Source organism: Streptomyces sp. NPDC028419 (assembly GCF_055565515.1).
In genome coordinates this window covers 160,770-187,011 of the sequence record NZ_JBVHUE010000017.1, presented here as the reverse complement: position 1 = coordinate 187,011, position 26,242 = coordinate 160,770, and the positions used below count along the sequence as shown (strand labels likewise).

27 protein-coding genes are annotated in these 26,242 nt (G+C 71.8%); 11 read left to right on the top strand and 16 right to left on the bottom strand.

Annotated features, from left to right (window positions below; all coding sequences use genetic code 11):
- From ACZ4UB_RS21340 to ACZ4UB_RS21320, 5 genes are all read right to left on the bottom strand, one after another.
- Positions 1-112 (bottom strand): carbamoyltransferase C-terminal domain-containing protein (locus ACZ4UB_RS21340; protein ID WP_468072207.1); only part of this gene is annotated, 112 nt, incomplete at its 3' end.
- Positions 113-170: 58 nt separating this feature from the next.
- The gene (locus ACZ4UB_RS21335; RefSeq protein ID WP_468072195.1) at positions 171-1,487 is read right to left on the bottom strand and encodes a hypothetical protein; all 1,317 of its coding nucleotides are present in this window, start codon (positions 1,485-1,487) and stop codon (positions 171-173) included.
- Positions 1,477-1,983 carry a DUF6114 domain-containing protein gene (locus tag ACZ4UB_RS21330; protein WP_468072193.1) on the bottom strand — a complete coding sequence of 169 codons (507 nt, stop codon included), beginning with the start codon at positions 1,981-1,983 and terminating at the stop codon, positions 1,477-1,479. Before ACZ4UB_RS21330 ends, ACZ4UB_RS21335 begins: the two co-directional genes overlap by 11 nt.
- Positions 1,984-2,099: 116 nt before the next feature.
- Positions 2,100-2,747 (bottom strand): DUF6230 family protein, encoded by a 648-nt coding sequence (locus ACZ4UB_RS21325; RefSeq protein ID WP_468072191.1) that lies wholly within the window; start codon positions 2,745-2,747, stop codon positions 2,100-2,102.
- A 606-nt stretch (positions 2,748-3,353) separates the two neighbouring features.
- The gene (locus ACZ4UB_RS21320) at positions 3,354-4,349 is read right to left on the bottom strand and encodes a tetratricopeptide repeat protein (RefSeq protein WP_468072189.1); all 996 of its coding nucleotides are present in this window, start codon (positions 4,347-4,349) and stop codon (positions 3,354-3,356) included.
- A 275-nt stretch (positions 4,350-4,624) separates the two neighbouring features.
- Between ACZ4UB_RS21320 and ACZ4UB_RS21315 the strand changes: the two genes are divergently transcribed.
- A complete protein-coding gene (locus tag ACZ4UB_RS21315; RefSeq protein ID WP_468072187.1) occupies positions 4,625-5,260 on the top strand; it encodes a TetR/AcrR family transcriptional regulator in 636 nt (211 codons plus the stop codon).
- 61 nt (positions 5,261-5,321) lie between these two features.
- Here ACZ4UB_RS21315 and ACZ4UB_RS21310 read toward each other — a convergent pair whose 3' ends face one another.
- From ACZ4UB_RS21310 to ACZ4UB_RS21295, 4 genes are all read right to left on the bottom strand, one after another.
- Positions 5,322-7,022 (bottom strand): acyl-CoA mutase large subunit family protein, encoded by a 1,701-nt coding sequence (locus tag ACZ4UB_RS21310; RefSeq protein ID WP_468072185.1) that lies wholly within the window; start codon positions 7,020-7,022, stop codon positions 5,322-5,324.
- Between the two features lie 104 nt (positions 7,023-7,126).
- Entirely contained in the window at positions 7,127-7,462 is a 336-nt protein-coding gene (locus tag ACZ4UB_RS21305) for a DUF3817 domain-containing protein (protein WP_468072183.1), read from the bottom strand.
- A gap of 87 nt (positions 7,463-7,549) precedes the next feature.
- Positions 7,550-8,059: a MarR family winged helix-turn-helix transcriptional regulator gene (locus tag ACZ4UB_RS21300; protein ID WP_468072180.1), complete on the bottom strand. Its 510-nt coding sequence runs from the start codon at positions 8,057-8,059 to the stop codon at positions 7,550-7,552.
- A gap of 21 nt (positions 8,060-8,080) precedes the next feature.
- Positions 8,081-9,319 (bottom strand): MFS transporter, encoded by a 1,239-nt coding sequence (locus ACZ4UB_RS21295; protein ID WP_468072178.1) that lies wholly within the window; start codon positions 9,317-9,319, stop codon positions 8,081-8,083.
- 220 nt (positions 9,320-9,539) lie between these two features.
- On the opposite strand from ACZ4UB_RS21295, the gene ACZ4UB_RS21290 reads away from it, so the two are divergent.
- On the top strand, positions 9,540-11,270 hold the full coding sequence (locus ACZ4UB_RS21290; RefSeq protein WP_468072176.1) for a glycosyltransferase family 2 protein: 1,731 nt from the start codon (positions 9,540-9,542) through the stop codon (positions 11,268-11,270).
- Positions 11,271-11,273: 3 nt separating this feature from the next.
- Entirely contained in the window at positions 11,274-13,280 is a 2,007-nt protein-coding gene (glxA, locus tag ACZ4UB_RS21285; RefSeq protein WP_468072174.1) for a radical copper oxidase GlxA, read from the top strand.
- A gap of 24 nt (positions 13,281-13,304) precedes the next feature.
- Here the strand turns inward: glxA and ACZ4UB_RS21280 are convergent, their stop codons facing one another.
- Both ACZ4UB_RS21280 and ACZ4UB_RS21275 read right to left on the bottom strand, forming a co-directional pair.
- Positions 13,305-14,333 carry a glycoside hydrolase family 6 protein gene (locus tag ACZ4UB_RS21280; RefSeq protein WP_468072172.1) on the bottom strand — a complete coding sequence of 343 codons (1,029 nt, stop codon included), beginning with the start codon at positions 14,331-14,333 and terminating at the stop codon, positions 13,305-13,307.
- Between the two features lie 95 nt (positions 14,334-14,428).
- Complete coding sequence (locus tag ACZ4UB_RS21275; protein ID WP_468072170.1) at positions 14,429-15,424, bottom strand: ArsR/SmtB family transcription factor; 996 nt, start codon at positions 15,422-15,424, stop codon at positions 14,429-14,431.
- Here ACZ4UB_RS21275 and ACZ4UB_RS21270 point away from each other — a divergent pair.
- Positions 15,311-15,700 carry a hypothetical protein gene (locus tag ACZ4UB_RS21270; RefSeq protein WP_468072209.1) on the top strand — a complete coding sequence of 130 codons (390 nt, stop codon included), beginning with the start codon at positions 15,311-15,313 and terminating at the stop codon, positions 15,698-15,700. The two genes, ACZ4UB_RS21275 and ACZ4UB_RS21270, sit on opposite strands and share 114 nt — an antisense overlap.
- A 71-nt stretch (positions 15,701-15,771) precedes the next feature.
- Here the strand turns inward: ACZ4UB_RS21270 and ACZ4UB_RS21265 are convergent, their stop codons facing one another.
- Both ACZ4UB_RS21265 and ACZ4UB_RS21260 read right to left on the bottom strand, forming a co-directional pair.
- The gene (locus ACZ4UB_RS21265) at positions 15,772-16,068 is read right to left on the bottom strand and encodes an MTH1187 family thiamine-binding protein (protein ID WP_354379922.1); all 297 of its coding nucleotides are present in this window, start codon (positions 16,066-16,068) and stop codon (positions 15,772-15,774) included.
- A complete protein-coding gene (locus tag ACZ4UB_RS21260) occupies positions 16,065-16,409 on the bottom strand; it encodes a DUF3817 domain-containing protein (protein ID WP_354379921.1) in 345 nt (114 codons plus the stop codon). Before ACZ4UB_RS21260 ends, ACZ4UB_RS21265 begins: the two co-directional genes overlap by 4 nt.
- A gap of 138 nt (positions 16,410-16,547) precedes the next feature.
- On the opposite strand from ACZ4UB_RS21260, the gene ACZ4UB_RS21255 reads away from it, so the two are divergent.
- From ACZ4UB_RS21255 to ACZ4UB_RS21235, 5 genes are all read left to right on the top strand, one after another.
- On the top strand, positions 16,548-17,186 hold the full coding sequence (locus tag ACZ4UB_RS21255; RefSeq protein ID WP_330332690.1) for an AIM24 family protein: 639 nt from the start codon (positions 16,548-16,550) through the stop codon (positions 17,184-17,186).
- Positions 17,186-17,836, top strand: a complete 651-nt coding sequence (locus tag ACZ4UB_RS21250; RefSeq protein ID WP_354379920.1) for an AIM24 family protein — start codon at positions 17,186-17,188, stop codon at positions 17,834-17,836. The genes ACZ4UB_RS21255 and ACZ4UB_RS21250 overlap by 1 nt, the downstream gene beginning before the upstream one ends.
- Positions 17,837-17,847: 11 nt before the next feature.
- On the top strand, positions 17,848-18,651 hold the full coding sequence (locus ACZ4UB_RS21245; RefSeq protein WP_468072205.1) for an AIM24 family protein: 804 nt from the start codon (positions 17,848-17,850) through the stop codon (positions 18,649-18,651).
- Positions 18,652-18,717: 66 nt separating this feature from the next.
- Positions 18,718-19,194: a MarR family winged helix-turn-helix transcriptional regulator gene (locus ACZ4UB_RS21240; protein ID WP_468072203.1), complete on the top strand. Its 477-nt coding sequence runs from the start codon at positions 18,718-18,720 to the stop codon at positions 19,192-19,194.
- Between the two features lie 96 nt (positions 19,195-19,290).
- Positions 19,291-19,917, top strand: coding sequence for a PepSY domain-containing protein (locus tag ACZ4UB_RS21235; protein ID WP_468072168.1), 627 nt, complete (start codon positions 19,291-19,293; stop codon positions 19,915-19,917).
- Between the two features lie 78 nt (positions 19,918-19,995).
- Here the strand turns inward: ACZ4UB_RS21235 and ACZ4UB_RS21230 are convergent, their stop codons facing one another.
- The 3 genes from ACZ4UB_RS21230 to ACZ4UB_RS21220 form a co-directional block, all read right to left on the bottom strand.
- Positions 19,996-20,070, bottom strand: coding sequence for a 50S ribosomal protein bL37 (locus ACZ4UB_RS21230; RefSeq protein ID WP_107089157.1), 75 nt, complete (start codon positions 20,068-20,070; stop codon positions 19,996-19,998).
- 78 nt (positions 20,071-20,148) lie between these two features.
- Positions 20,149-21,111, bottom strand: coding sequence for a methylmalonyl Co-A mutase-associated GTPase MeaB (meaB, locus tag ACZ4UB_RS21225; RefSeq protein WP_354379918.1), 963 nt, complete (start codon positions 21,109-21,111; stop codon positions 20,149-20,151).
- 11 nt (positions 21,112-21,122) lie between these two features.
- Positions 21,123-22,343 carry an acetyl-CoA C-acetyltransferase gene (locus tag ACZ4UB_RS21220; RefSeq protein WP_354379917.1) on the bottom strand — a complete coding sequence of 407 codons (1,221 nt, stop codon included), beginning with the start codon at positions 22,341-22,343 and terminating at the stop codon, positions 21,123-21,125.
- 137 nt (positions 22,344-22,480) lie between these two features.
- On the opposite strand from ACZ4UB_RS21220, the gene mce reads away from it, so the two are divergent.
- Together mce and scy are read left to right on the top strand one after the other, a co-directional pair.
- A complete protein-coding gene (gene mce, locus ACZ4UB_RS21215) occupies positions 22,481-22,909 on the top strand; it encodes a methylmalonyl-CoA epimerase (RefSeq protein WP_354379916.1) in 429 nt (142 codons plus the stop codon).
- Between the two features lie 181 nt (positions 22,910-23,090).
- Positions 23,091-26,242, top strand: a 3,152-nt coding sequence (scy, locus tag ACZ4UB_RS21210; RefSeq protein WP_468072165.1) for a polarized growth protein Scy, incomplete at its 3' end; no start/stop codon positions are given.

Below are 26,242 nucleotides of genomic sequence, written 5' to 3'. Positions count from 1 at the left end.
CGGTGAATGCGCGCAGCAGCTCGGCCAGCCGGGGATTGCTGTCGTCCGTCACGGTCTGGATGCGCGAGGTGGCGTCGACGTGCGTGGCGCCCGCGCCGCGCCTCCACCGCACGCAACGCGAGGGCGGCACCCCGATCGATCGGGGTGCCGCCCTCGGTGCGTCACGGTTCCTACTCCGGCGGGCCCATGTAGTTGTGCAGACCCGGAACGGTCAGGTTGCCGCCGAACTGGCCCGCCTGGACGACCTTGACGTTCGTGAAGAACGCGAAGGGGACGTTCAGCGGCGGCGGGGTGTTCGGGGTGAACTCGATCGGGATGAGCCCGAACAGGTTCCCCTTCAGGCTCTCGGTGTACATCGTCACCGTGCCGCCGCGGATCGTGGACGTGGAGCCCGGACGGGACTTGAGGTGCGCGACGTTCCCGCTCTTGCCGACCGTCTGGTAGAGGTCCTTGATGTCGAGCGAGTCCGCCGTGAACTTCAGGACCTTCTTGGTGGTGCCGTTCGCCGTCTTCACCTCGACGATGCCCGCGTAGTCCAGGCCGTAGAGGGTCAGCAGCGAGCTGTCGAGGTACCAGGGCTCGTCGGGCAGGACCGGCGCGCTCTGCTCCAGCTTGGCGTTGGCCAGGGCCTGGGCGTCCAGGGTCGGGCAGGGGAAGGGCGTCTTGCCGTCGACCGTCTTGCCGTCGTCGGCCTTGCCGTCCTTGTCCTTGTCCTTCGCGTCCTTGTCCTTGGCGTCCTTGGCATCCTTCTCGTCGTCCGACGCGCCCGTCTCGTCCTTCGCCGTCTTCGCGGTGTCCTTGACGTCCTGCGACAGCTCCGAGACCGAGACGCCGGCGTTCTTCGCCGCCTCCCGGATCGAGTCCGCGGCCGGGTCGGGCTTCGGCTTCGCGCTCGGGGTGGTGGCGGGCGCCGGCGTGGCCGCGCCCTTGGCACCCTTGAGGGGCTTGCCGAGCTCGTCGAAGAAGTCCTTGACCGTGTCGCCCAGACCCAGCGGGTCCAGCGGGTTCGGGGTCTTGGTCGCCGACGGGGAGGCGCTCGCGGACGGCGAGGCGGAGGCGGCCCCCGGCTTCGCCGGTTGCGACGCGCTACCACCCTGCTTGGCCGCGGGCTTGGCCGCCGACGCGGAGGCCGAGGGAGCCGGGACCACCGGGACGCCCGCCGAGGGGGTCGCGCTGGGCGACGTACTCGGGGAGGGGCTCTTGGAGGTCGATGCCGACGGGGAGGGCGATTCCGTGGGCTCGTCGGACCGCGTGACGCACGGTCCGGGCGCGAACGGGATCTCCTTGTCGTCGGCCAGCGCCATCTTCGGCGCCATGCCCATCCCGACGAAGACCGCGGTCGGCATCGCCGCCAGCGCCATCGTCTTGCCGACGGGTATCTGGAGCTTGGTCAGCAGCGACTTCCTGGGCGCCGCGTGGCGCGGGCCCCTTCTCTCACGGGACTCTTCGCCCGGGGACTGGCCCCTTTGCGTTTCGTCACCCCGCACTGTTCCTCCCGCCATCGGCGTGGGCAGTCGTCTGGGAAGCGTGGTCCGTTTCCGCCTCACGGGGAGCGGGCAGGTCGACCTCGGGCTCGACGGGCCTGCCGGGTGCCCATGCCAGGGCGAGGCAGCCGCCGATCAGTGCCGCCAGGAAGCCGAGCATGAAGCCACCGATGTTGGACACCGGCAGGGACACCAGTCCGAGCAGGATCGTGGCGACACCGGCGAAGATCCTGATGCTCTGCTGGAACCAGAGGGCCAGGCCGAGCGTGACCAGCAGGACACCGATGATCAGTGAGCCCGCGCCGGCCGTCGTCGCCATGGCGATCGTGATGTTGCCCAACCGGACGTCCGCGTACGGGAAGTACGCGATCGGGATGCCGCCGAGCAGCGTGAAGAATCCCGCCCAGAACGGCCGGGCCCCGCGCCAGGCGCGGAACCGGTACCGGAGCGCCGTGAGCCAGTGATCATCTGCCGGGGTTACGGGGGCCTCGGGGTACATGGACAACAGCTCCCTGAAAACGGTCGTACGGAGAACTACGTGGAGCGCCCGGACGGGCGGACGGGGCGGCGGATCCGCCACCGCGCCCACCCGGCCGGTTCAAGCGACCGGACGGACTACTTGGCGTCCTGGTAGCACGGCTGGTCGCCGCTGAGCAGACGCAGCTTGAGGTCCGGCAGCGTGAAGGTGCCCGCCGTCGTCGCCCATGCCTTCTGCCGCACGTTGCTCAGCGTGGCCTTCTTCGCGCGCTGCGAGAAGAGACCGTTGTCCGCCACGGTGCCCGCCACCGGCTTGGTGGTGTGGCTCGGGTCGCCCACCGCGACACCGATGTCGAGCTGCTCGAACTTGGCGTCCGCGTCCAGCTCGGCGACATCGAGGTAGAGGTTCTCCGCGACGGCGGGACGGCCCTTGTTGCCCGTCCGCAGCTGCAGGGTGATGTTGCCGAGGCCGGGCACCGGGGTGACCAGCGACTGGCACATGTTGGTGATCTCGGCGTGACTGAACCCGGAGATGGTGACCGGGTGGTAGGCGTCCTTGTTGGGGTCGCCGATGGTCTTGCCCTTGGCCACGCTGCCGTACTGGATCAGGTTGTCACCGACGAGCTCGTCGGCCGACACCTTGAAGTCCTGGCCCGAGACGCTGAAGGACGCCGCGAGAGCGCCCTGCGCCAGACCCACACCCACCGCGGCGGTGGCCGCGATGCTCGGCACCATGACGAGAGCGAAGCGCTTCCATCTGGTCCCACCACGAACCTGGGAATTCATGTTGTTCCTCCTCATCGGACGTACATCTCCGGTCCGGGCCCTGCCCGTCCTGGGATGGGAGAAGTGCTACGTCCTCGGGAAGGAGCGCAGGCGGCCGAGTCACGGCTGTGCCGCGTCAGGAACACCGGCGATCACCCCCGAGCGACAACCACTGGGCCACGCGTTCGCGCAACCTGATGAGGACAGGCACCACCGGACGGTGGCGACCCCCCTGTCCCACGGCCGGTGTCACTGCCACCGGCCGCTCGGTGGGGACCCATCCTCGCGGTTCCGGGTGACCGGCGCTGCGGGATGGACCGAGCGTGGCCGATCGTTGTCCATTACCGGCCGGGGCACAAGGGGGTTCGTTACTGGCGGGTAACGGCTGGATAACCCCCGTGCGACACGTCGCCGTCGAGCAGCAACACAGGGTGTCACCCATGGCCACGACAGATGGGCGGAAGAGCGAACCAACCGGACAGTTCACGGGGTTCGGCTTACTACGAGTAACAGCGGCCGCGATTGCCAAGTTTTGGCAAAGCGCGGCCGCTGTTTATCTCCGTGTCAATAAATCGTCGGCGGTCCACCGACACCCGAGCGGGCCGCGGGAGCGGCCCCGGGGCGGCCCTAGAAGAGCACCCGCGCCAGCGCCGTGCGCGCCGCCGGGACCCGCGGGTCGTCCGCGCCGATGACCTCGAACAGCTCCAGCAGCCGGACCCGCACCGCGTCCCGGTCGTCACCCGCCGTGACGCGCACCGCGTCCACCAGGCGCCCGAAGGCGTCCTGGACGTGACCGCCGGCCATGTCCAGGTCGGCCGCGGCGATCTGCGCCGCCGGATCGGTCGGGTTGGCGGCCGCCGCGGCGCGCACTTCCTGCGGGTTCATGTGCTGCACCCGCTGGAGGAGTTCGGCCTGGGCCAGACCCAGCTTGGCCTCGCTGTTGGCCGGATCGTCGGCCAGTACGTTCTTGTAGGCCTGGACGGCTCCGCCCAGATCACCGCCGTCCAACGCGACGACGGCCGCTTCGAGCAGCGCGTCGTACGGGCCTGCCGGCTCCTCTTCCGCGCCACCGGCGCCCGCGGCGCCGCCGCCGGAGGGGTCCACCACGATGCCGGTGAGGCCGTAGCGCTCCTCGGCGACCTGGATGAGCTGGCCGAGGGTCTCGCGGATCTGCTGCTCGGGCACCGCGCCCTGGAACAGCGGCAGCGCCTGACCGGCGACGACCGCGAACACGGCGGGAATGCCCTGGACGCCGAACTGCTGCATCAGCATCTGGTTGGCGTCGACGTCAATCTTGGCCAGAACCAGTCGGCCGTTGGCCCCGGTGATCAGGCGTTCCAGCACCGGGCTGAGCTGCTTGCACGGCTCGCACCACTCGGCCCAGAAGTCGATGACGACCGGTACCTGGTGGGAGAGTTCGAGCACGTCGAGTTCGAAACCGGCCTCGTCGACATCGATGACGAGCGCCGACGGCGCCACGGCACCGGGGACGCCGGCGTCGGAGCCGCCGCCCTGCCGGGCCGCGGCCGCGCGCGCCTGCTCCGCCTTCGCCTTGGCCTCGCCGGCCGCCTTCACCGCGGCGAGGTCGACGACGCCGCTCATGGACATGTTTCTGGGCTGCATGCGTACATCCTCCCCCGTGTGCGCGCGCCGACGAAAAGACCTCGTGAAAGACGTCGTAAAACTGCACTGCTCACCACGGCCGGACCCCGTCCGAACTGCCGTGCACCTGAACTGCTGTGGCGCCGGGTCCCCACCTGGCGCCGTAGCTTCGCGTGGTTGTCGCTCTTACGCTACGAGCCGTAGCGTAACTCCCCACGGGCCCTCGCGCCCCGTGATCTGAACCACACCGTCCGGGGTCGTCCCGGTTGCACTACTGGCGGGTATGGTCACCGTCCATGCGCAACCCCGTCTCCGGTTCCGGCCGCACCGGCCGCCCCCGCAGCGCCACCGCGGACGCCGCGATCCTCGCCGCCACCCGGGACGCGCTGGTGGAACTCGGCTGGTCCAAGCTGACCATGGGCGACGTGTCGACCCGGGCCGGGGTCGCCAAGACCACGCTCTACCGGCGCTGGGCGGGCAAGAGCGAGCTGGTCGTGGACGCCGTCGCCGAGCTCTTCGACTCCCTCGAACTCCCCGACCGGGGCTCGCTCCAGGGCGACATCGAGTACGTCGTCCTGCGCTTCGCGGAGCTGCTGCGGCGCCCGGAGGCCCGTACGGCGCTCATGGCGGTGGTCTCCGAGTCCACCCACGACGAGGCGCTGCGCGACCGGATCCGGTCGGCGATCGTGGACCGGCAGAAACGTCTCGTCGTGCTGGGCCGGGAACGCGCCCAGGCCCGCGGCGAGCTCCCCCACGAGCCGGACCCGCACCTCGCGGGGCGCAGCACGGACCTGATCTTCGACGTCATCGCGGGCACCGTGGTGCACCGCGCCCTGGTGAGCGCCGAACCGGTGGACGAGCTCTGGGTCGCCACCTTCACCGCCCTGCTGATGCACGGCCTGCTGGGCGCGGGCGCCGCCGGTACGGACTGACGGCGGGCCCCCGGCACTTCGGGGGCCCGCCGTCGGGGCGCGATCTCGTCGAGGGACGGGATCAGAAGCCGGGCGGCTCCGTGTAGGTGCCCCACTCGTCCCGGAGCACGTTGCAGATCTCGCCGAGCGTGGCCTCGGCCCGTACGGCGTCCAGCATGGCCGGGATCATGTTCGAGCCGTCGCGCGCGGCGGCCAGCATCGCGTCCAGACCGGCCCGCACCTTCGCGTCGTCCCGGCGGGCCTTGCGCTCCGCCAGTTCGCGGACCTGGACCACCTCGACCTCGTGGCTGACCCGGAGGATCTCCAGGTCGCCGGTGACGGAGCCGTGGTGCACGTTGACGCCGACGACCCGCTTGTCGCCCTTCTCCAGCGAACGCTGGTACTGGAAGGCCGACTCGGCGATCTCTCCGGTGAACCAACCGTCCTCGATGCCGCGCAGGATGCCCGAGGTGATCGGCCCGATCGGGTGCTGCCCGTTCGGATGGGCGCGCAGCCCGCGCTCCTTGATCTGCTCGAAGATCTTCTCGGCGTCCGCCTCGATCCGGTCGGTGAGCTGCTCGACGTACCAGGCACCGCCGAGCGGGTCGGCCACATTGGCCACCCCGGTCTCCTCCATCAGCACCTGCTGCGTGCGCAGCGCGATCTCGGCGGCCTGCTCGCTCGGCAGCGCGAGGGTCTCGTCGAGGGCGTTGGTGTGCAGGGAGTTGGTGCCGCCGAGGACCGCCGCCAGCGCTTCGACGGCCGTGCGCACGACGTTGTTGTACGGCTGCTGGGCGGTGAGGGAGACCCCGGCCGTCTGGGTGTGGAACCGCAGCCACATGGACTTGTCGGACTTCGCCCCGTAGACCTCCTTCATCCAGCGCGCCCAGATCCGGCGGGCGGCACGGAACTTGGCGATCTCCTCGAAGAAGTCGAGGTGCGCGTCGAAGAAGAAGGACAGGCCGGGCGCGAAGACGTCCACGTCCATGCCGCGCGAGAGCCCGAGTTCGACGTAGCCGAAGCCGTCCGCGAGGGTGTACGCCAGCTCCTGCGCGGCCGTCGCCCCGGCCTCGCGGATGTGGTAGCCGGAGACGGAGAGCGGCTTGTAGGCGGGGATGCCCTTCGCGCAGTACTCCATCAGGTCGCCGATGAGGCGCAGGTGCGGCTCGGGTTCGAAGAGCCACTCCTTCTGCGCGATGTACTCCTTGAAGATGTCCGTCTGCAGCGTGCCGTTGAGGACGGCGGGGTCGACGCCCTGGCGCTCGGCGGCGACGAGGTACATGCAGAAGGCCGGCACGGCGGGCCCGCTGATCGTCATCGAGGTGGTGACGTCGCCGAGCGGGATGTCCTTGAACAGGACCTCCATGTCGGCGGCGGAGTCGATGGCGACGCCGCAGTGCCCGACCTCGCCGAGGGCGCGCGGGTCGTCGGAGTCGCGGCCCATCAGGGTCGGCATGTCGAAGGCGACCGAGAGGCCGCCGCCGCCCGCCGCCAGGATCATCTTGTAGCGCTCGTTGGTCTGCTCGGCGTTGCCGAAGCCGGCGAACTGCCGGATGGTCCAGGTCCGCCCGCGGTAGCCGGTGGCGTGCAGGCCCCGGGTGTACGGGTACTCCCCCGGCCAGCCGATGCGCTCGAAACCTTCGTAGGTGTCTCCGGGCCGGGGGCCGTACACCGGTTCGACATCGTCGCCGGAGAGCGTGGTGAAGTCGGCCTCGCGAATGCGGGCCCTGTCGTAACGGGCCTGCCAGCGAAGGCGGCCTTGCTCGATGGCGTCAGCGTCCATGCTTCGAATTTACTAGGACGTCCTAGTAAATGTCGATGCCCCACCCCGGGAAGTCGTCCCGGGGTGGAGGAAATCCAGCGCCGCTCCAGTGCGGAGCGGCGGCCTCAGACCTTGGCGGTCGCGGGCACGGGGGCGCCGCTCACCAGGGGCTCGATCTCGGCGCGGACCGTGCGCTCGACGAAGAACGCGGCGAGCGGGATCGTGCCGGAGACCATGACCCACAGCATCTTGCCGAAGGACCACTTGGCCTTGGAGCTGAGGTCGAAGGCGAAGACCAGGTAGATCATGAAGAGCACGCCGTGGGCCTGGGAGACCACGAAGGTCAAGTCGGCGCCCTTGTCGAAGCCGTACTTGAAAATCATGCAGGTGCACAGCACCAGCAGCATCACTGCGGTGGCAAAGGCCATCACCCGGTAGCGGGTCAGCACGCTTCGTTTCATGAACACGAGCGTAACCGTCCGTTTTGCGCGATCTTGACGGGGGTGGCGGCCCCTCCCGGGCGTCGTCCGGGGGCTCGGCGGCCCGGCCTACTTCTCGTCGAAGTCGTCCGCGGCCACCCGCAGCGGCCGCAGCAGCGCGAAGATCTCGCCGCACTCCTCCGCGTCGTAGGCGCTCAGCCCGAACTCCATCGCCATCAGGTCCCGGGTCGCCGACTCCACGACCTCGCGCCCCTTGTCCGTGATCGAGGCGAGCGTGCCGCGGCCGTCGTTCGGGTTGGGGCGCTTGGCGACCAGGCCGGAGCGGACCAGACGGTCGACGGTGTTGGTCACCGAGGTCGGGTGCACCATCAGCCGCTCGCCGATCTTCGACATCGTCAGCTCGCCGGCCTTGGAGAAGGTCAGCAGGACGAGCGCCTCGTAGCGCGCGAAGGTGAGTCCGTACGGCTTCACCACCGCGTCGACCTCGCCGAGCAGGATCTGGTGCGCCCGCATGATCGAGGTGATCGCGGCCATCGAGGGCACCGGCCCCCAGCGCCGCTGCCAGAGTTCGTCGGCGCGGGCGATGGGGTCAAAGGGGAGACTGAGCGGCTTGGGCACGCACCCGACCCTACCCGCCGGTCATTTGAGGGCGGGGGCCGTCTCACACTTCGGCCCGGACGACCCGGCCGGGGCGCTCGCCCGCAGTTCGGCCAGCAGGAACAGCACGCAGCCGGTGCCGAGCACCCCGGCCCCCACCACCACGGCGTGCACCGGCCAGAACTCCGCCGCGAGCCCGGCCAGGGCCATGCCCACGCCCTGGAGGGTCATCAGCCCGGTGCTCAGCAGGGTCATGGCCCGCCCGCGCAGTTCGTCGGGGACCGCGTCGACGTACCACTGGTCGAGGCCGAGGGTGTAGGCGTGCGCCAGGCCGGCGGCCAGCAGGAGGGCCGCCAGCGGCCACACCCCCGGGCGGACGGCGTACCCGAGCAGCGGCAGCAGGCCCACGGTCGCCAGCGGGGCCACGATCCGGGAGCGGGCGCCGGCGCCGAGCGCGGAGCCCGCCCAGAGTTCGCCGGCGATGGTGCCGACGGGCATCGCGCACATCAGCAGGCCGAGCGCGGCCGTGCCGGCGCCGAGGTGCTCGACGTACGGCGCCATCAGCGCCTCCGGTACGACGACGAAGAGCGGCGGCAGCCAGAACATCAGGGTGACCGCGCGCAGCCGGCGGTCGCCGAAGACGGCCCGGACCGCGGCGAAGGGCGAGGTCCGACCGGCGCCGGCGGCCCGGGCCGGACGGGCGCGGGTCCCGAACCGCAGCAGCAGCGCGGAGCAGACGAAGGTCGCGGCGGTGATCGCGATCGCCCCGCGCGGCGGGACCGCGATGAGCAGGATCCCGCCGACGCCGAAGCCGACGAGCTGGGCGCTCTGGGCCACCATCCGCAGCAGCGAGCGGCCGAGGACGAAGGCGTCGCCGTCGCCGAGGATGTCGGCGAGCGAGGCGGCGCGGGTGCCCTGGAAGAGCGGCGCGACGAAGGCCATGGCGCAGCGCAGCACGAAGAGCAGGGCGACGGGCGTCCCCGGCAGCACCATCGCGGCGGCGCACAGCGCGCAGACGAGGTCGCAGACGACGAGCACCCGGCGGGCGGGACGGCGGTCGGCGATCCCGGCGAGGAGCGTGCCGCCGAGGGCGTAGGGGAGGAAGCCGAGGGCGAAGGTGAGGGCGCTCAGGAGCGGGGAGCCGGTCGCCCGGAAGACCAGGACCGTGAGCGAGATCTCCGCGACGACGAGGCCGAGGACGGAGAGGAGGTGGGCGGCGAAGACGGAGCGGAACTCGCGGACGCGGAAGGCCGCGCCGTAGCCCGGGGGTGCGGAAGCCATGCCCCGCAGCCTGCCGCCGCCCTCGCACCCACCCCAGTGATTCGGGCTCGCCCGAATCACCCGCGGCTGCCCGGATCCCACCGGCGGCCCGGGTCCCCCGTTCGGCTCAGCGGGGAGGGTCGGAACCGAGAATCGCCCGCTCGGCCGCATCCCGTTCGACACGCCCAGAATTGTCCATTTTTGTAGGAATATCGATTCTGGATCGAGCACTGGAGGGACCGTGCGGCCGCAAGGCTTCGACTACGAGACCCACAGCCGTCTCGCCGGTCCGCTCACGGAGCCGGAAGCGGGTCCGACCGGTGTCTACCGGGTCCAGTACCGCTCCCTCCTGTCGCGCGAGCCGCATCGAATACGCGCCGTCGCGCTCATGACGCTCGCGCCGGTGCTCTCCGCCGTGCTCTTCCTCTACCTCGTCTGGCCGAGCCACTGGACGGTCCGCGAGGGCGCCGCCCGCTGGCTGGTCCACTGCGACACCGTGATGCTCGTGTCCATCGCGCTGATCATGCTCTTCATGCTGGTCAACGTGGTGTCCATCGCCCACGCGACCATGGTGGCCCGCGATCCGGTCCCGGTCCCCGCCGAACCAGGCACCCGGGTCGCGTTCCTGACGACGTACGTGCCCGGCAAGGAACCCCTCGCCATGGTGCGGAGCACCCTCCGGGGCGCCGTGGGCATCCGCCACGCCGGACCGCTCGACGTCTGGCTGCTCGACGAGGGCGACGACCCGGCCGCCCGGGAGCTGTGCGCGGAGCTGGGCGTCCGGCACTTCACCCGCAAGGGCATACCCGAGTGGAACACCCGCAAAGGGGCCCACCGCGCGAGGACCAAGCACGGCAACTACAACTCCTGGCTGGCGGGGCACGGGGAGGACTACGACTTCTTCGCCTCGGTCGACACCGACCACGTCCCGACGCCCGACTTCCTGGAGCGGATGCTCGGCTACTTCCGCGACCCCGACACCGCCTTCGTCGTCGGTCCGCAGGTCTACGGGAACTACACCGCCGCCGTCACCAAGGCCGCCGAGTCCCAGCAGTACCTCTTCCACGCGCTGATCCAGCGCGCGGGCAACCGCTACGGCGCCCCGATGTTCGTCGGCACCAACAACGCCGTGCGGATCAGCGCCCTGCGCCAGGTCGGCGGGCTGTACGACTCGATCACCGAGGACATGGCCACCGGTTTCGAACTGCACCTGCGCCGCAACCCCGCCACCGGCCGGTTCTGGCGCTCCGTCTACACCCCGGACGTGCTCGCCGTCGGCGAGGGCCCGGCCTCCTGGACCGACTTCTTCACCCAGCAGCTGCGCTGGTCGCGCGGGACGTACGAGACCCTCTTCCGGCAGTACTGGAAGAGCTTCTTCCGGATGCCTCCCGGCCGCTGGCTCAACTACACGCTGATGCTCGTGTACTACCCGATGACCGCGGTGAACTGGCTCCTCGGCATCCTCAGCTGCGTGCTGTTCCTCTGGCTCGGCGCCTCCGGCACCCAGGTCTCCTCCGAGGTCTGGCTGATGCTGTACACCGACGCCGCCGCGCTCCAGGTGGGCCTCTACCTGTGGAACCGCCGCCACAACGTCTCGCCCCACGAGCCCGAGGGGTCCGGCGGACTGGCCGGCATGGCGATGTCCGCGATCTGCGCGCCCGTGTACCTGAAGTCCCTCGGCTCCGCGGTGCTGCGCACCCGGGGCTCCTTCGTCGTCACCCCCAAGGGCGGCGACGCCAGCCCGGACCGGCTGGCGACCTTCCGGATCCACCTCTTCTGGGCCCTCGTGCTGATCGCCTCCCTGGCCGCCTCGGTGCGCTACGACCACACCCACGTGGCCATGCGCGTCTGGGCGGTCCTCGCGCTCTGCGTCACCTTGGCCCCCCTCGCCGTCTGGAGCGCGACCCGCCTGCGCGCCCGCCGCACCGGGGAGGAACCGGAACCGGCCCTCGCGACATCAGGAGGGAAGTGACCCATGGCCTACCGGCCCTCGAAGCGGTTCAAGAAGACGGCCCTGGGTGCGAGCGCGGCCCTCGTGCTGGTGGCGCTCAACGCCCCGGCCACGCTCTCCTTCGCCGGGGACACGTACCACGCGTACAAGATCGGGCAGTCCAGCTACAAGATCCAGTACGGCTCGTGGAACCTGATCGGCCTCCCCGACCGGTACAAGGTCAACGCCATGCACGCGGCCCTGCTGCACACCGGCAAGGTGCTGCTGATCGCGGGCTCCGGCAACAACCAGCGCAACTTCGACAAGGGCACCTTCGACACCATCCTGTGGGACCCCTCGAACGACACCTTCAAGAAGATCCCGACCCCCGAGGACTTCTTCTGCTCCGGCCACGCCCAGCTGCCCGACGGGCGGCTGCTGGTGGCGGGCGGCACCGCCCGCTACGAGGTGCTCGACGGCAAGGTGACCCGGGCCGGCGGCGGCATGCGGGTCAAGAACGAGAGCCCCGACAAGGCCGTCACCCTGAAGAAGGGGACGCTCTTCCGCTCGCCGACCGGGGTCGAGTACGTCTCCCGCTTCGACGTCACCGTGCCCAAGGCCACGCGCGAGTTCGAGATCACCTACGGGCGGGGCGGGCAGATGCGGCCCTGGCGCACCAAGGTGACCGCCGCCGAGGCGCGGGTCTTCGTGGAGGCCGTGCGGGAGGGCCGCCAGGGGCTGACCACCGAGGCGGCGCAGTACGAGGTCCTCGGGCTGCGGGGCAAGGACGCCGACAACGTCTACGGTCTGGCCGAGCGGCTGAGCACCGCCAAGCAGGACTTCCAGGGCATCAAGTCGGCGTACGAGTTCGACCCGCTGGCGGAGAGGTACGTCCCCGTCGACCCCATGAAGGACGCCCGCTGGTACCCGACCCTCGTCGGCCTCCAGGACGGCCGGGTGCTCGCGGTCTCCGGCCTCAACGACGTCGGCGACGTGGTCCCGGGCGACAACGAGATCTACGACCCGCAGACCAAGAAGTGGACCAAGGGCCCCTTCCACTACTTCCCCACCTACCCCGCCCTCTTCCTCACCCGGGGCGGCAACCTGCTCTACACCGGCTCCAACGCGGGCTACGGGCCCAAGGACAAGGGCCGCGCGCCGGGCGTGTGGAACCCGACGACGAACGAGTTCAAGAAGGTCGGCGGGCTCGCCGACACCGACCAGCTCGAAACCTCCTCCTCCGTCCTGCTGCCGCCCGCCCAGGACCAGAAGGTGATGGTGCTCGGCGGCGGCGGGGTCGGCGAGTCCAAGCTCTCCACCCGCCGCACCGCCGTGATCGACCTCAAGGCGGACTCCCCCACCTTCCGCACCACCGCCCCGCTGCCGCAGGGCACCCGGTACCTGAGCAGCGTGCTGCTCCCCGACGACTCGGTCTTCACCACCGGGGGCTCCACCGACTACCGCGGCCGGGGCGCCTCCGACATCCACAAGGCTCAGTTCTACTACCCGCGCAGCGACTCCTTCGTGGCGGCGGCCGACCCCACGGTGGGCCGCAACTACCACTCCGAGGCGCTGCTGCTGCCCGACGGGCGGGTGGCCACCTTCGGCTCCGACCCGCTCTTCGCGGACAAGGACAACACCAAGCTGGGCAAGTTCGAGCACCGGCTGGAGGTGTACACCCCGCCCTACCTCTACCGGGACCCGGCGCGGCGGCCCGTACTCGGCACGGGTCCCGACGAGGTGGAGCCGGGCGGCCGGGCCGGCTTCACGAGCCCGAACCCGGAGCGGATCGAGCGGGCCCGGCTGATGCGGCCCAGCGCGGTCACGCACTCCACGGACGTCGAGCAGCGCTCCGTCGAGCTGGGGCTGACCCGGACGAAGGACGGCGTCACGGTGGAGGTGCCGGGCGACCCCACGCTCGTACCGCCCGGCTGGTACATGCTCTTCGCGGCCGACGCCGACGGGACGCCGTCGGCGGCCAAGTGGATCCGGGTCAAGGCGCCGCAGACGGCGCCGCCGTCCTCGGACGTGGGGTGGATGCCGCCCGAGTGACCGCCCGGGCGCGGGCGCGGCGGGTCAGTCCCTGGCGCGGCGGGCGAGGCCCAGCGCGTAGTCCGGCCACCAGCGGCCGGCGGCCGGGCCGCCCCGGCAGGGGCCGTCCGACTCCCCCGGTCGCTTGATCCACAGGTACGCGTCGGCCAGGGGATCGCCGGTCCGGTCGGTGGGCCGCACCCCCAGCGCCCGGCCCGGCGGATTGCACCAGGCCTGCTCCCGGCCGCCCGGCAGCGGGCCCTCGCCGTTACGACTGGTGTCGATGACGAAGTGCTTGCCGTTGGTGCCCTTGGAGAGGGCCGCGCCGTACGCCCGCCCGGCCGCGTCCGGCTGGAAGTTGGACACATTGAGCGAGAAGCCGTCGGCGCGGTCGATGCCCGCCTTGAAGAGCGGTTCGACCAGCTTCATGGGGTCCGGGATCCACGCCGGGTTGCCCGCGTCCAGGTAGACCTTGGTGTTCTTGTTCCGCTTCAACCGGTCGACGGCCTCGGACAGCAGCCGGAAGCGCTCCTCGTGGTGGTCGGCCTGGGTGCAGCCGTCCACCATGTGCGGGACGGCGTCCGGCTCCAGGACGACGATCGCCTTCGCGTCGCCGATGTTGTCGGCGAAGGCGCCGATCCAGCTGCGGTAGGCGGTGGCGTTCGGGGCCCCGCCCGCCGAGTGCTGGCCGCAGTCGCGGTAGGGGATGTTGTACGCGGCGAGCACCACCGTCCGCCGCGCCGCGCGGGCCCCTTCCACGGCCCGGCGGATCTCCGGCCCGGGGTCGTCGCCCGGTCCCCACAGGGCCATCGGCTGGTCCGCGATCCGGCGCAGCACCTGGGCGTCGCTGTTGCGGCCCTGCGCCTCCCAGGTCTCGACCTGCCGGGCCGCGTCGCTCCGCGGGTCCACCCAGTACGGCGACCCGCCGGCCGCCGCGTCGGCGGGCGCGGCCGCCTGCGTCCGCGCGGGCGCGGCGCCCGACCCGGAGGAGGTGCAGGCGGCGGTGGCCGAGAGGGACAGGAGAACGAAGCTGACGAGGCGGGTCAGGGTAGTGATGCGGCGGCGGCCTGGCATCCGGCTTCCTCGGGACGGCGGGACGGGCTGCGGACCGGGACATCGTGACATGACGGACAGTAGCCGCGCGGTCGCGACACCGCGGGCGGCGCCGCTCACGACTCGGCCGGGGGCACCCCCGTGGCCAGCGCGATCCCGAGCGGGGTGCGCTCGTAGAACACCTGGTGGCGCTGGCGGCGCGGCTCCAGCAGGCCCGCGCCGCGCAGTGCCTGCAGGTGCGCCGAGACGGAGGAGGGCGCGAGGCCGAGGCGGTGGGCGAGCGCGGTCGTCGAGGCCGGTTCGCGCAGCGCGCACAGGACGTCGGCCCGCGCCCGGCCCAGCAGCCGGGCGAGGGCCGCCGGGGTCTCCTCGGCGGCCCGCGACCACAGCGCGCCGATCCCGCGGGCCGGATAGACGACGGTGGGCTGCCAGGGCGGGTCGTAGATGCCGATCACCTTCGGCCAGACGAAGGCGCTCGGCATCAGGAGCAGGCCCTCGCCGTCGAGCGTGCGGTCGTGCTGGGTGCGCCGCTCGATCGTCAGCGTCCCGTCGGACCAGGTGAGGTCGGGGTGGAGCCCCTCGAAGAGCCCGGCCAGCCCGGAGGCGGCGAAGCGGCGCGAGTGGAAGAGGACGTCGGCCTCCAGGATGGCCCGCAGCCGGGGCCAGTGCGGGGCGACCAGCGCGTGCCAGGCCCGCTCGGTGAGGTCGGTCAGGTCCCGTACGGCCCGCTCGGGATCGGCGAGCAGCGCCCGGCCGGTCTCGCTCTCCAGGGCGCCGGGGGTGCAGGCGAGGGAGAGCCGGATCTCCGCCTGCGCGGCGATCGGATCCACGGCGCGCACCCGGGCCAGCTCCTCCTCGAAGGTGACGTCGGGGCCGAGCGGGGGCGGGCACAGGAAGTCGGGATTGTGCCCGCGGTGCGGCATGAGCAGCCACAGGGGCCGCAGGTCGAGCCCGGCGGCGGCGCCGCGGATGCCGTCCAGCCAGGGCAGGTGGTAACCGTGCCGCTCGGGCAGCTTCAAGGTCCGCACCGCCTCGACGGTCTCCCATCGCGGCGAGACGGCGAACCGACACCGCAACAGATCGTCGGCCCCGAACCGATACCGCACCGCCATCCGTTCCCGCCCTTCCGCCGCGCTTCCTCGTCGCCCGACCCGCCCGGCCGGTGCCCCCTCGGGGCCAAGACCAGGATCACCGTCAACCTTGACGAAGACCGGGCCGACCGCACCAGGCCGCACGCCGAGCGGGCGGGCCCGGACGTCTGCGCGTACCTCGTGCACGCGGCAACGCGGCAGATGGCTGAAGCCGCGGCCGAGGCCGAGGCCCTAGAGGATCGGTTCGCGAGCGTGACCGCGCTCGATCCCCCGGTCGTGCACGTCCACGCCGCGTGAGGGCGCCGGGAGCGCTAGGCCGTCTCTTTCGGATCGTGCCGGGCCGACCGACACGATCCGAAAGAGACGCCCTACCCCTCGGCGAGGTGGCGTTCGACCGTTTCGATCTTCGAGGTGATGCCGTCGTCGACGCCGGGGCGGATGTCGGCCTTGAGGATGAAGGAGACACGGGGAGCGCGCGCCTCCACGGCGGCCACCGCGCGCTTCACCACGTCCATCACCTCGTCCCACTCGCCCTCCACCGTGGTGAACATGGCGTCGGTGCGGTTGGGCAGCCCGGACTCGCGCACCACGCGGACCGCGTCGGCGACGTATTCGCCGACCTCTTCGCCGACCCCCAGCGGGGTCACGGAGAACGCGATGATCATGCGCGGGCCGCCTCGCGGGCCCGCGCGGCCAGCACGCTGTCGGCCTCGTCGCGCTTGAGGATCCGGTCACCGAAGAGGCCGCCGAAGGGCAGCAGCGCGAACACGAAGAACAGGGCGACCTTCTTGAGCGGCCACTTCGCCTTGTGCCACACGTCGAGCAGGAAGACCGCGTAGATCACGAACAGGATCCCGTGCAGGATGCCCAGCGGCATCATCAGGTAGTCGATGTCCGAGATCCGGCTGAGCAGCGAGCCGAAGATCAGCAGCGCCGGGAACGACAGCGCCTCCGGTACGGAGATGAGGCGCAGCCGGTGCAGGGCGGAGGCGGTCTTGATGTCCACGGGGAACCTTCGGGGTGGAGGCCGGGGGTCGCCACCAGTGTCTCAGCAGCCGCCGGTGATCTTCCGGCGGGTCCGACTATGACGGATATCGGCCAGCGGGCTCTGTTCGCACCGCCCCGCTGCCGATAACGTCTTCCCGTGGCTCAGTTCCGACTCCAAGGCAGCAAGGTGCTCGCCGTCGACCTGACCGGAGATGCCGTCAAAGCGAAGAACGGCTCCATGGTTGCGTACGACGGCCAGATGGCCTTCAAGAAGATGACCGGCGGGGGCGAGGGCCTCCGCGGGATGGTCACGCGCCGGCTCACCGGCGAACAGATGACCGTGATGGAGGTACAGGGGCACGGCACCTGCTTCTTCGCCGACCGCGCGAGCGAGATCAATCTGGTCGATCTCCGGGGCGAGAAGCTCTACGTCGAGTCCAGCAACCTCCTGTGCACCGACGCCGGCCTGCGCACCGGCACCACCTTCACCGGGCTGCGCGGCGGGGCGACGGGCAACGGCCTGTTCACCACGACCGTCGAGGGCTCGGGGCAGGCGGCGATCATGTCCGACGGCCCGGCCGTGGTGCTGCGGGTCAGCGGTCAGTACCCGCTCTCCGTGGACCCGGGCGCGTACATCGCGCACACCGGCAACCTCCAGCAGCACTTCCAGTCCGGGGTGAACTTCCGCACCCTGATGGGCGAGGGCTCGGGCGAGTCCTTCCAGATCCGCTTCGAGGGCGAGGGCCTGGTCTACGTGCAGCCCAGCGAGCGCAACACCATCGGGGGCGACCTCTGATGCCGTTCCGCGAGATCAACTCGAAGATGATCGAGGCCCAGGTCGTGCCCGGGCAGAAGCTCTACAGCCAGCGCGGGGCGATGCTCGCCTACCGCGGCGAGGTCTCCTTCACCCCGAACCTCACGGGCGGCCAGGGCGGCGTCATGGGCATGATCGGGCGCCGGGTGGCGAACGAGCAGACCCCGCTGATGACGGTCGAGGGCAGCGGCACGGTGATGTTCGGCCACGGCGGCCACCACGTCCAGGTCATCAACCTCACCGGCGAGACCCTCTACGTAGAGGCCGACCGACTGCTCGCCTTCGACGGCACCCTCCAGCAGGGCACGATGTTCATGGGCTCGCAGGGCGGGGTCATGGGCATGGTGCGCGGCCAGGTCACCGGCCAGGGCCTGTTCACCACGACCCTCAAGGGGCACGGCGCGGTCGCCGTGATGGCGCACGGCGGGGTCATCGAACTGCCGATCACCCCGCAGCGCCCGATCCACGTGGACCCGCAGGCCTACGTCGCCCACCACGGCGAGGTGCGCAACAAGCTCTCCACCGCCCTCGGGTGGCGTGACATGGTGGGGCGCGGTTCGGGCGAGGCGTTCCAGCTGGAGCTGTCCGGCCAGGGCGCGGTGTACGTACAGGCCTCGGAGGACAAGCTGTGAACTACGGACCGGTGCCGGGCGGCCCCGGCGGGCCGACGGTCTTCGACCCGCACACCCTGCCGTCCGACGACAACGTCAACGCGTACACCTTCTGCGTGGAACTCAAAGGGAGTCAGTGGTTCCTGCAGAAGGGCAAGATGATCGCCTACTACGGGCGCATCGAGTTCAACGGGATCGGCCACGGCCGGTTCGACCGGCTGCTGCGCACGAGCTTCCACTCGCCGCTGCACGCGAGCGACTGGGTGGTGGCCGAGGGGCAGGGCAAGATGCTCCTCGCCGACCGGGCCTTCGACGTGAACTCGTACGACCTGGAGGACGGGAACCTGACGATCCGGTCGGGGAACCTGCTGGCCTACCAGCCCACCCTGGCCCTGAAGCAGTCGATCGTCCCCGGCTTCCTGACGCTGATCGGAACCGGGAAGTTCGTGGCCGCGTCCAACGGACCGGTGGTGTTCATGGAACCGCCGCTGCGGGTGGATCCGCAGGCACTGGTGGGCTGGGCGGACTGCCCCTCGCCGTGTCACCACTACGACCACGGGTACATGTCCGGAGTACTGGGCGGGCTGCGCTCGCTCACCGGCATCGGCGGCACCTCGGGCGAGGAGCACCAGTTCGAGTTCATCGGGGCGGGCACGGTGCTGCTCCAGTCCACCGAACTGTTGATGGCGGAGCAGGCGGTCGGGGCCGTGGGAGCGGGCGCCGGCGAACCGGGCGTGCCGGGGGCCGGGATCGGGGCGCAGGGGCCGCTGTCCCAGCTGGGCGTGCCGCGGATGCCGGGGCAGCTCGGGGACCTCCAGCGGCGCTTCGGCCTGTGATGCCGTGCTTGACATGCAATTTTGTACGTAATTCAACTTCTTAGGTAGAGTTCATTCATGGAGACCATGGAGACCGACACGGCCACTCGTTGGCTCACCGACGCCGAGCAGTGCGTATGGCGCACGCACCTGGACGTCAGCAGGCTGCTGATGCACCAGCTGGAAAAGGATCTCCAGCCCTTCGGGCTCACCAACAACGACTACGAGATCCTGGTCAACCTCTCCGAATCCGAGGGGCTGCGGATGCGGATGAGCGACCTCGCCACCTCGACCCTCCAGTCCAAGAGCCGCCTCTCGCACCAGATCACGCGCATGGAGGCGGCGGGGCTGGTGATCCGGGTCAACTGCGAGTCCGACCGGCGCGGCCTGTACGCCGTGCTGACCGAGGCCGGCATGGAGCTCATGCGCAAGGTCGCCCCGCACCACGTGGCGTCGGTGCGCAAGCACTTCATCGACCTGCTGACCCCGCAGGGCCTGGCGGACCTGCGGGCCTCGCTGGGACCGGTCGCCGACCACCTGCGGGACCAGCGCGGCAAGGCCTGAAGCGAGCGCGGCCGGCCCGCCCGCGGGCCCGCCGCGCCGATCCTCCCGGCACCCCCCAGCATGGTGAGGGGGTCGTTTCCGGCAGGAAGGTCACTCATGAAGCGCAACGTGTTCGTCTCGTCCGCCGCGGCCGTGGTCCTGGTCGCCGGCGGCCCCGTCGCCGCCGCCGCATCGACGGCGGGCGACGCGGCGAGGGCCCCGACGGCGGTGACCGCCGTACCCGCCGACGTGTCGGCCGAGACGGCCGCCGGCGCGGCGCTGAAGAAGTTCCCCGGCGTCGTCGAGTCGCTCGACCTGGACGGCTCCGTCTGGCACGTCGACGTGATCGGCAAGGGCGGCAAGCACGCGGAGCTGGAGGTCGACGCCCGCAGCGGCGCGGTCACCCAGCGCGGCGACGACGACAACGACGACGACAACGGCAATGAGTACGCACCCCTGATCGCCGCCAAGGTCACCGCCGTCCAGGCCCTGAAGGCCGCCGTCGCCGCCCACCCCGGCCAGGTCCGGTCGGTCAGCTGGGACGACGACGACCAGGACAACGGCAAGACGTCCCGCTACTGGAACGTCGAGGTCAAGACCTCGGGCGGGCAGACGCGGAACGTCCACGTCGACCCCACCTCGGGCAAGGCCACCCTGTCGCACGACTCCGGCGACCGCGACAGCGACAGCGACGGCAACAGCGACGGCGGTAGCGACAGCGACGGCGGCAGCAACGGCAACTGACACGAGGGCCGCCGACACGAGAGCCGCGCCCCCGGCTTCCGGGGGCGCGGCTCTCCGCACGCGGGTCGGGCGCTCCGGTCAGGCGTTGGGACGCTTGCCGTGATTCGCCTTCTTCTTCCTACGGGCTCGCTTCTTGTTGCCGCGCTTCGCCATGACGCACTCCCTGGGTCGGGGCATTCCGGGCGTCGCCAGTTTAGGCGGACCCCGCGGAGCGCGCATCAGAACGCCGGATCAGGCCTCCGTCAGCGTCGCCAGCAGGGTGTCGGAGGCGGCGTACGGATCCAGCTCACCGGCCGCCACCCGGGCCGCCAGCGCGTCCAGGCGGGCGTCCCCGTGCAGGTCGGCCAGCCGGGCCCGCAGCTCGGTGATCGCGATCGTCTCGACCTCGCGCGCCGCACGCGCCCGGCGGCGCTCCGCCAGCACCCCGCGCTCGTCCATCCACGCCCGGTGCTTCTCCAGGGCCTCCACGACCTCGTCGATGCCCTCCCCGCGGGCCGCCACCGTCTTGATGATGGGCGGCCGCCAGCCGTCCGGCCCCCGGGACTCCCCCAGGCCCAGCATGTGGTTCAGCTCGCGGGCGGTGGCGTCGGCCCCGTCCCGGTCCGCCTTGTTCACGACGTACACGTCGCCGATCTCCAGGATGCCGGCCTTCGCGGCCTGGATCCCGTCGCCCATGCCCGGGGCCAGCAGGACGACGGAGGTGTCCGCCTGCGAGGCGATCTCCACCTCCGACTGCCCCACGCCCACGGTCTCCACGAGGACCACGTCGCAGCCCGCCGCGTCCAGCACCCGGATCGCCTGCGGGGCGGACCAGGCGAGACCGCCCAGGTGCCCGCGGGTGGCCATCGAGCGGATGTAGACCCCGGGGTCCGAGGCGTGGTCCGACATCCGCACCCGGTCGCCGAGGAGCGCCCCGCCGGAGAACGGCGAGGAGGGGTCCACGGCCAGCACCCCGACGCGCTTGCCCGCGCGCCGGTACGCCGATACGAGCGCCGAGGTCGACGTGGACTTGCCCACGCCGGGCGAACCCGTGAGACCCACCACGTACGCCCCGCCGGTCAGCGGGGCCAGGGCCGCCATCACCTCGCGCAGCTGCGGGGACGCCCCCTCGACCAACGAGATCAGCCGGGCCACGGCCCGTGGCCTGCCCTCCCGGGCCTGGGCCACGAGCGAGGGAACGTCCACCGTCGTCATGCGATCAGCACCTACGCCTTCGAGTCGGAACCGGGAGCCGGCACGCGCACGATCAGCGCGTCGCCCTGACCACCGCCGCCGCACAGGGCGGCCGCGCCGACCCCGCCGCCGCGCCGCCGCAGCTCCAGCGCCAGGTGGAGCACCACGCGGGCGCCGGACATGCCGATCGGGTGGCCCAGGGCGATGGCACCGCCGTTGACGTTCACCCTTTCCGGGTCGACGCCGAGGTCCTTCATTGACTGGACCGCGACGGCCGCGAAAGCCTCGTTGATCTCGATCAGGTCCAGGTCGGCGACCTCCAGGCCCTCCTTCTTCAGGGCGTGCAGGATCGCGTTCGAGGGCTGCGACTGGAGCGAGTTGTCGGGACCCGCCACATTGCCGTGGGCGCCGATCTCGGCGATCCACTCCAGGCCCAGCTCCTCGGCCTTCGCCCGGCTCATCACGACCACGGCGGCCGCGCCGTCGCTGATCTGGGACGAGGTACCGGCGGTGATCGTGCCGTCCTTCGCGAAGGCCGGGCGCAGCCGGCCCAGGGACTCGACCGTGGTCTCGGCGCGGATGCCCTCGTCCTCGGCGAAGACGACCGGGTCGCCCTTGCGCTGCGGGATCTCCACCGGGGTGATCTCGGCGGCGAAGACGCCGTTCTTCTGGGCGGCGGCGGCGCGCTGGTGCGAGGTGGCCGCGAAGGCGTCCTGCGGGGCGCGCTCGATGCCCAGGCGGGTGTTGTGCTTCTCCGTGGACTCGCCCATGGCGATGTTCTCGAAGGCGTCGGTGAGGCCGTCGTAGGCCATCGCGTCGAGCATCTCGATGGCGCCGTACTTGTAGCCCTCGCGCGACTTGGGCAGCAGGTGCGGGGCGTTGGTCATCGACTCCTGGCCGCCCGCGACCACGATGTCGAACTCTCCGGCGCGGATGAGCTGGTCGGCGAGCGCGATGGCGTCCAGACCTGACAGACACACCTTGTTGATGGTGAGCGCGGGAACGTTCATGGGGATGCCGCCCTTGACCGCCGCCTGGCGGGCGGGGATCTGGCCGGCGCCCGCCTGGAGCACCTGACCCATGATCACGTACTGCACCTGGTCACCGGTGATCCCGGCCCGGTCCAGCGCGGACTTGATGGCGAAACCGCCGAGGTCGGCACCCGAGAAGGACTTCAGCGAACCGAGCAGTCGCCCCATGGGCGTGCGGGCCCCGGCGACGATCACTGAAGTGGTGTTGTTCGTTCCGGACATGAGGCACAGCCCCTTGGATGAGAGGAGTGAACGAGGGTTTACCCGAATGTACTGAGCGGTACCCGCGCCGTCACCGGGGTGTAGGTGTGATCGCCGGCACGTTGCGTGACCGCCCTCCTCCAGAGTGCACTGGTCCCATGCTGACAAGAATCGACCACATCGGGATCGCCTGCTTCGACCTGGACAAGACCGTCGAGTTCTACCGTGCCACGTACGGGTTCGAGGTGTTCCACTCCGAGGTCAACGAGGAGCAGGGCGTCCGCGAGGCCATGCTGAAGATCAACGGGACCTCCGACGGCGGCGCCTCCTACATCCAGCTCCTGGAACCCACCCGGGAGGACTCCGCGGTCGGCAAGTGGCTGGCCAAGAACGGCGAGGGGGTGCACCACATCGCCTTCGGCACCGAGGACGTCGACGGCGACTCCGAGGCCATCCGCGGCAAGGGCGTCCGCGTCCTGTACGACGAGCCGCGCAGGGGCTCGATGGACTCCCGGATCACCTTCCTGCACCCCAAGGACTGCCACGGCGTCCTCACGGAACTGGTCACCGCCAACCCTGAGCACTGACCGCCCGATTCCCCGGCCGGTAGAGTGAGGGTGGCTCGGCCGGGGTTCGGTGCGCAGAGGGGTCGGGGCCTGTGGGTCTCGGCCCGCCATCTGACACCATTCCCCCGGGGGCGTCGTTCAGCGGGCGGACGATGCTCATTTGGGAGTGAGCTTGCGACCAGGGGACGGATGGGACCGCGCTGTGCGGGGCTACGAAAGCCAGGAGAGCCATCAGGCCGAGGCCGACCATCTCTCGCGGTTCGAGGCCGAGATGGAGCGGCTGAAGAAGGAACGCGGGAAGGCCGTCCAGCACGCCGAGGACCTGGGGTACCAGGTCGAGGTGCTGCGCGCCAAGCTCCATGAGGTGCGCCGCAGTCTCGCGTCCCGCCCCGCCTACGACGGTGCGGACATGGGCTACCAGGCGGAGCAGCTGCTCCGCAATGCCCAGATCCAGGCCGATCAGATGCGGTCGGACGCCGAGCGCGAACTGCGCGATGCCCGGGCCCAGACCCAGCGCATCCTCCAGGAGCACGCCGAGCACCAGGCGCGCCTGCAGGCCGAGCTCCACGGCGAGGCGGTCAACCGGCGCCAGCGCCTGGACCAGGAACTGAACGAGCGTCGGCAGACCGTCGAGGCCCACGTCAACGAGAACGTGGCCTGGGCCGAGCAGCTGCGCGCCCGTACGGAGGCCCAGGCCCGCCGGCTCATGGAGGAGTCCCGCGCCGAGGCCGAGCAGTCGCTGAACGCGGCCCGGACCGAGGCCGCCCGGCTCGCCGAGGAGGCCCGCCGCCGGCTCACCGCCGACGCGGAGGCCTCCCGCGCCGAGGCCGAGTCCACCCTGCTGCGGGCCCGTAAAGAGGCCGAGCGGCTGCTGACCGCCGCCTCCGCGCAGGCCCAGGAGGCGACCGAGCACGCCGAGCGGCTGCGCACCAGCACCTCCGCCGAGGCCGAGCAGACCCGGCAGCAGACCCTGGACCTCGGCCGGGTGGCCGAGCAGCGGGTCCAGGACGCCGACAGCACGCTGCGCGAGGCCCGCTCCGAGGCGGAGCGGCTGCTGAGCGACGCCAAGGAGAGCGCCTCCCGCCAGCTGGCGTCGGTGGAGTCCGTCAACGAACAGCGCACCCGCACCGCCAAGGAGCAGGTCGCCCGGCTCGTCGGCGAGGCCACCAAGGAGGCCGAGGTCCTCAAGGCCGAGGCCGAGCAGCTGCTCGCCGATGCCCGCGGCGAAGTCGAGCGGCTCACCGCCGAAGCCGGCGACCAGGCCCGTACGGCCGCCGCCGAGGACACCGCCGCCCAGCTCGCGAAGGCGGCGCGCGCCGCCGAGGACGTGCTCAACAAGGCGTCCGAGGACGCCCGCGCGACCACCCGGGCCGCCTCCGAGGAGGCGGAACGGATCCGTGGCGAGGCCGAGGCGGAGGCCGAGCGGCTGCGCGCCATGGCGGCGGCCACCGCCGACGAGCTCAAGGGCGCGGCGAAGGACGACACCGAGGAGTACCGCGCCCGTACGGTCGAGCTCCAGGCGGACGCCCGGCGGCTGCGCGGCGAGGCCGAGCAGCTGCGCGCCGAGGCCGTCGCCGAGGGCGAGCGGATCCGCGGCGAGGCCCGCCGCGAGGCCGTCCAGCAGATCGAGGAAGCCGCCCGGACCGCCGAGGAACTGCTCGGCAAGTCCAAGGCGGACGCCGACGAGCTGCGCAGCGGCGCCACCGCCGAGAGCGAGCGGGTGCGCGCCGAGGCCGTCGAGCGCGCCACCACCCTGCGCCGGCAGGCCGAGGAGACCCTGGAGCGCACCCGCGCCGAGGCCGACCGGCTGCGCGCCGAGGCCCTGGAGCAGGCCGAGGCGCTGCACGCCGAGGCGGAGGCGGCCGTGGCCGCGCGCCGCGAGGAGACCGACCGGGCCCTGGCGACGCGGCGCACCGAGGCGGACGCCGAGTTGGCGCGCCTCCAGCAGGAGGCCGAGAGCCGTCTCGCGGGCGCCGAGCAGACGCTGAAGGACGCCCGTGCGGCGGCCGAGGGCATCCGCCGGGAGACCACCGAGGAGAGCGACCGGCTGCGCGCCGAGGCGGCGGAGCGGATCCGCACCCTCCAGGCCCAGGCGGAGGCGGAGGCCGCCGCGCTGCGCACGGACGCCGCCGAGGAGGCCGGGCAGACCCGGGCCGAGGCCGAGCAGATCGGGATCCGGCTGCGCACCGAGGCGCAGACCGAGGCCGAGCGGCTGCGCACCGAGGCGCAGGAGACCGCGAACCGCCTGCGCGCCGAGGCCAAGGCGGCGGCCGAGCGGGTCGCCGAGGAGGCCGCGGAGGCGCTGGCCGCCGCGCAGGAGGAGGCCGCCCGGCGTCGCCGGGAGGCCGAGGAGACCCTGACCTCGGCCCGTACCGAGGCGGAGAGCGAGCGGGCGCAGGCCCGCGAGCAGAGCGAGGAACTGCTGGCGCAGGCCCGCAAGCGCTCGGAGGAGGCGACCGCCGAGGCGGTCTGGCTGACCGAGGAGGCCGAGCGGCGCGCGTCCGAGGTGGTCTCGGCCGCCGAGGCGACCGCCCAGCAGGTCCGCGACGCCGTCGCCGGCCTGCACGAGCAGGCCGAGGAGGAGGTCGCCGGGCTGCGCAGCGCGGCGGACCACGCCGCGGAGCGCACGAGGACCGAGGCGCAGGAAGAGGCGGACCGGGTCCGCGGCGACGCGTACGCGGAGCGGGAGCGGGCCACCGAGGACGCGAACCGGATCCGCAGCGAGGCCCGACTGGAGACCGACGCGGCGAAGGCACTGGCCGAGCGGACCGTCGGGGACGCGATCGCCGAGGCCGAGCAGCTGCGCACGGACACCGCCGACTACGCGCAGCGGGTGCGCACCGAGGCCACGGACGCGCTGGCCGCGTCCGAGCGGGACGCCGCGCGGACCCGCGCCGACGCCCGTGAGGACGCCAACCGCATCCGCGGGGAGGCGGCGGAGGCCCTGGAGGCCTCCCGCGCCGAGGGTGTCCGGATCGTCGCCGAGGCGACGGAGCGGGCCGAGGCCCACACGGAGCAGACCCTGGCCGCGAACGCCCTGACGGTGGGCGAGGCCGCGGCCGAGGCCGAGCGGCTCACGACCGAGGCGATCGCGGCGGCGGACGCCACCCGCGCCGAAGCCGCGAGCACCCTCGACGAGGCCCGCACCGAAGCCGGACGACTGCGCACCGAGGCCGCCGAGCAGGCCGACCACCTCATCGGCGAAGCCACCGCGGAAGCGGAGCGGCTCGCGGAGGAGACCCGCGCGGCCAACGAGCGCACGGTGGGCGAGGCCGCGGCCGAGGCCGAGCGGCTCACGACCGAGGCGATCGCGGCGGCGGACGCCACCCGCGCCGAAGCCGCGAGCACCCTCGA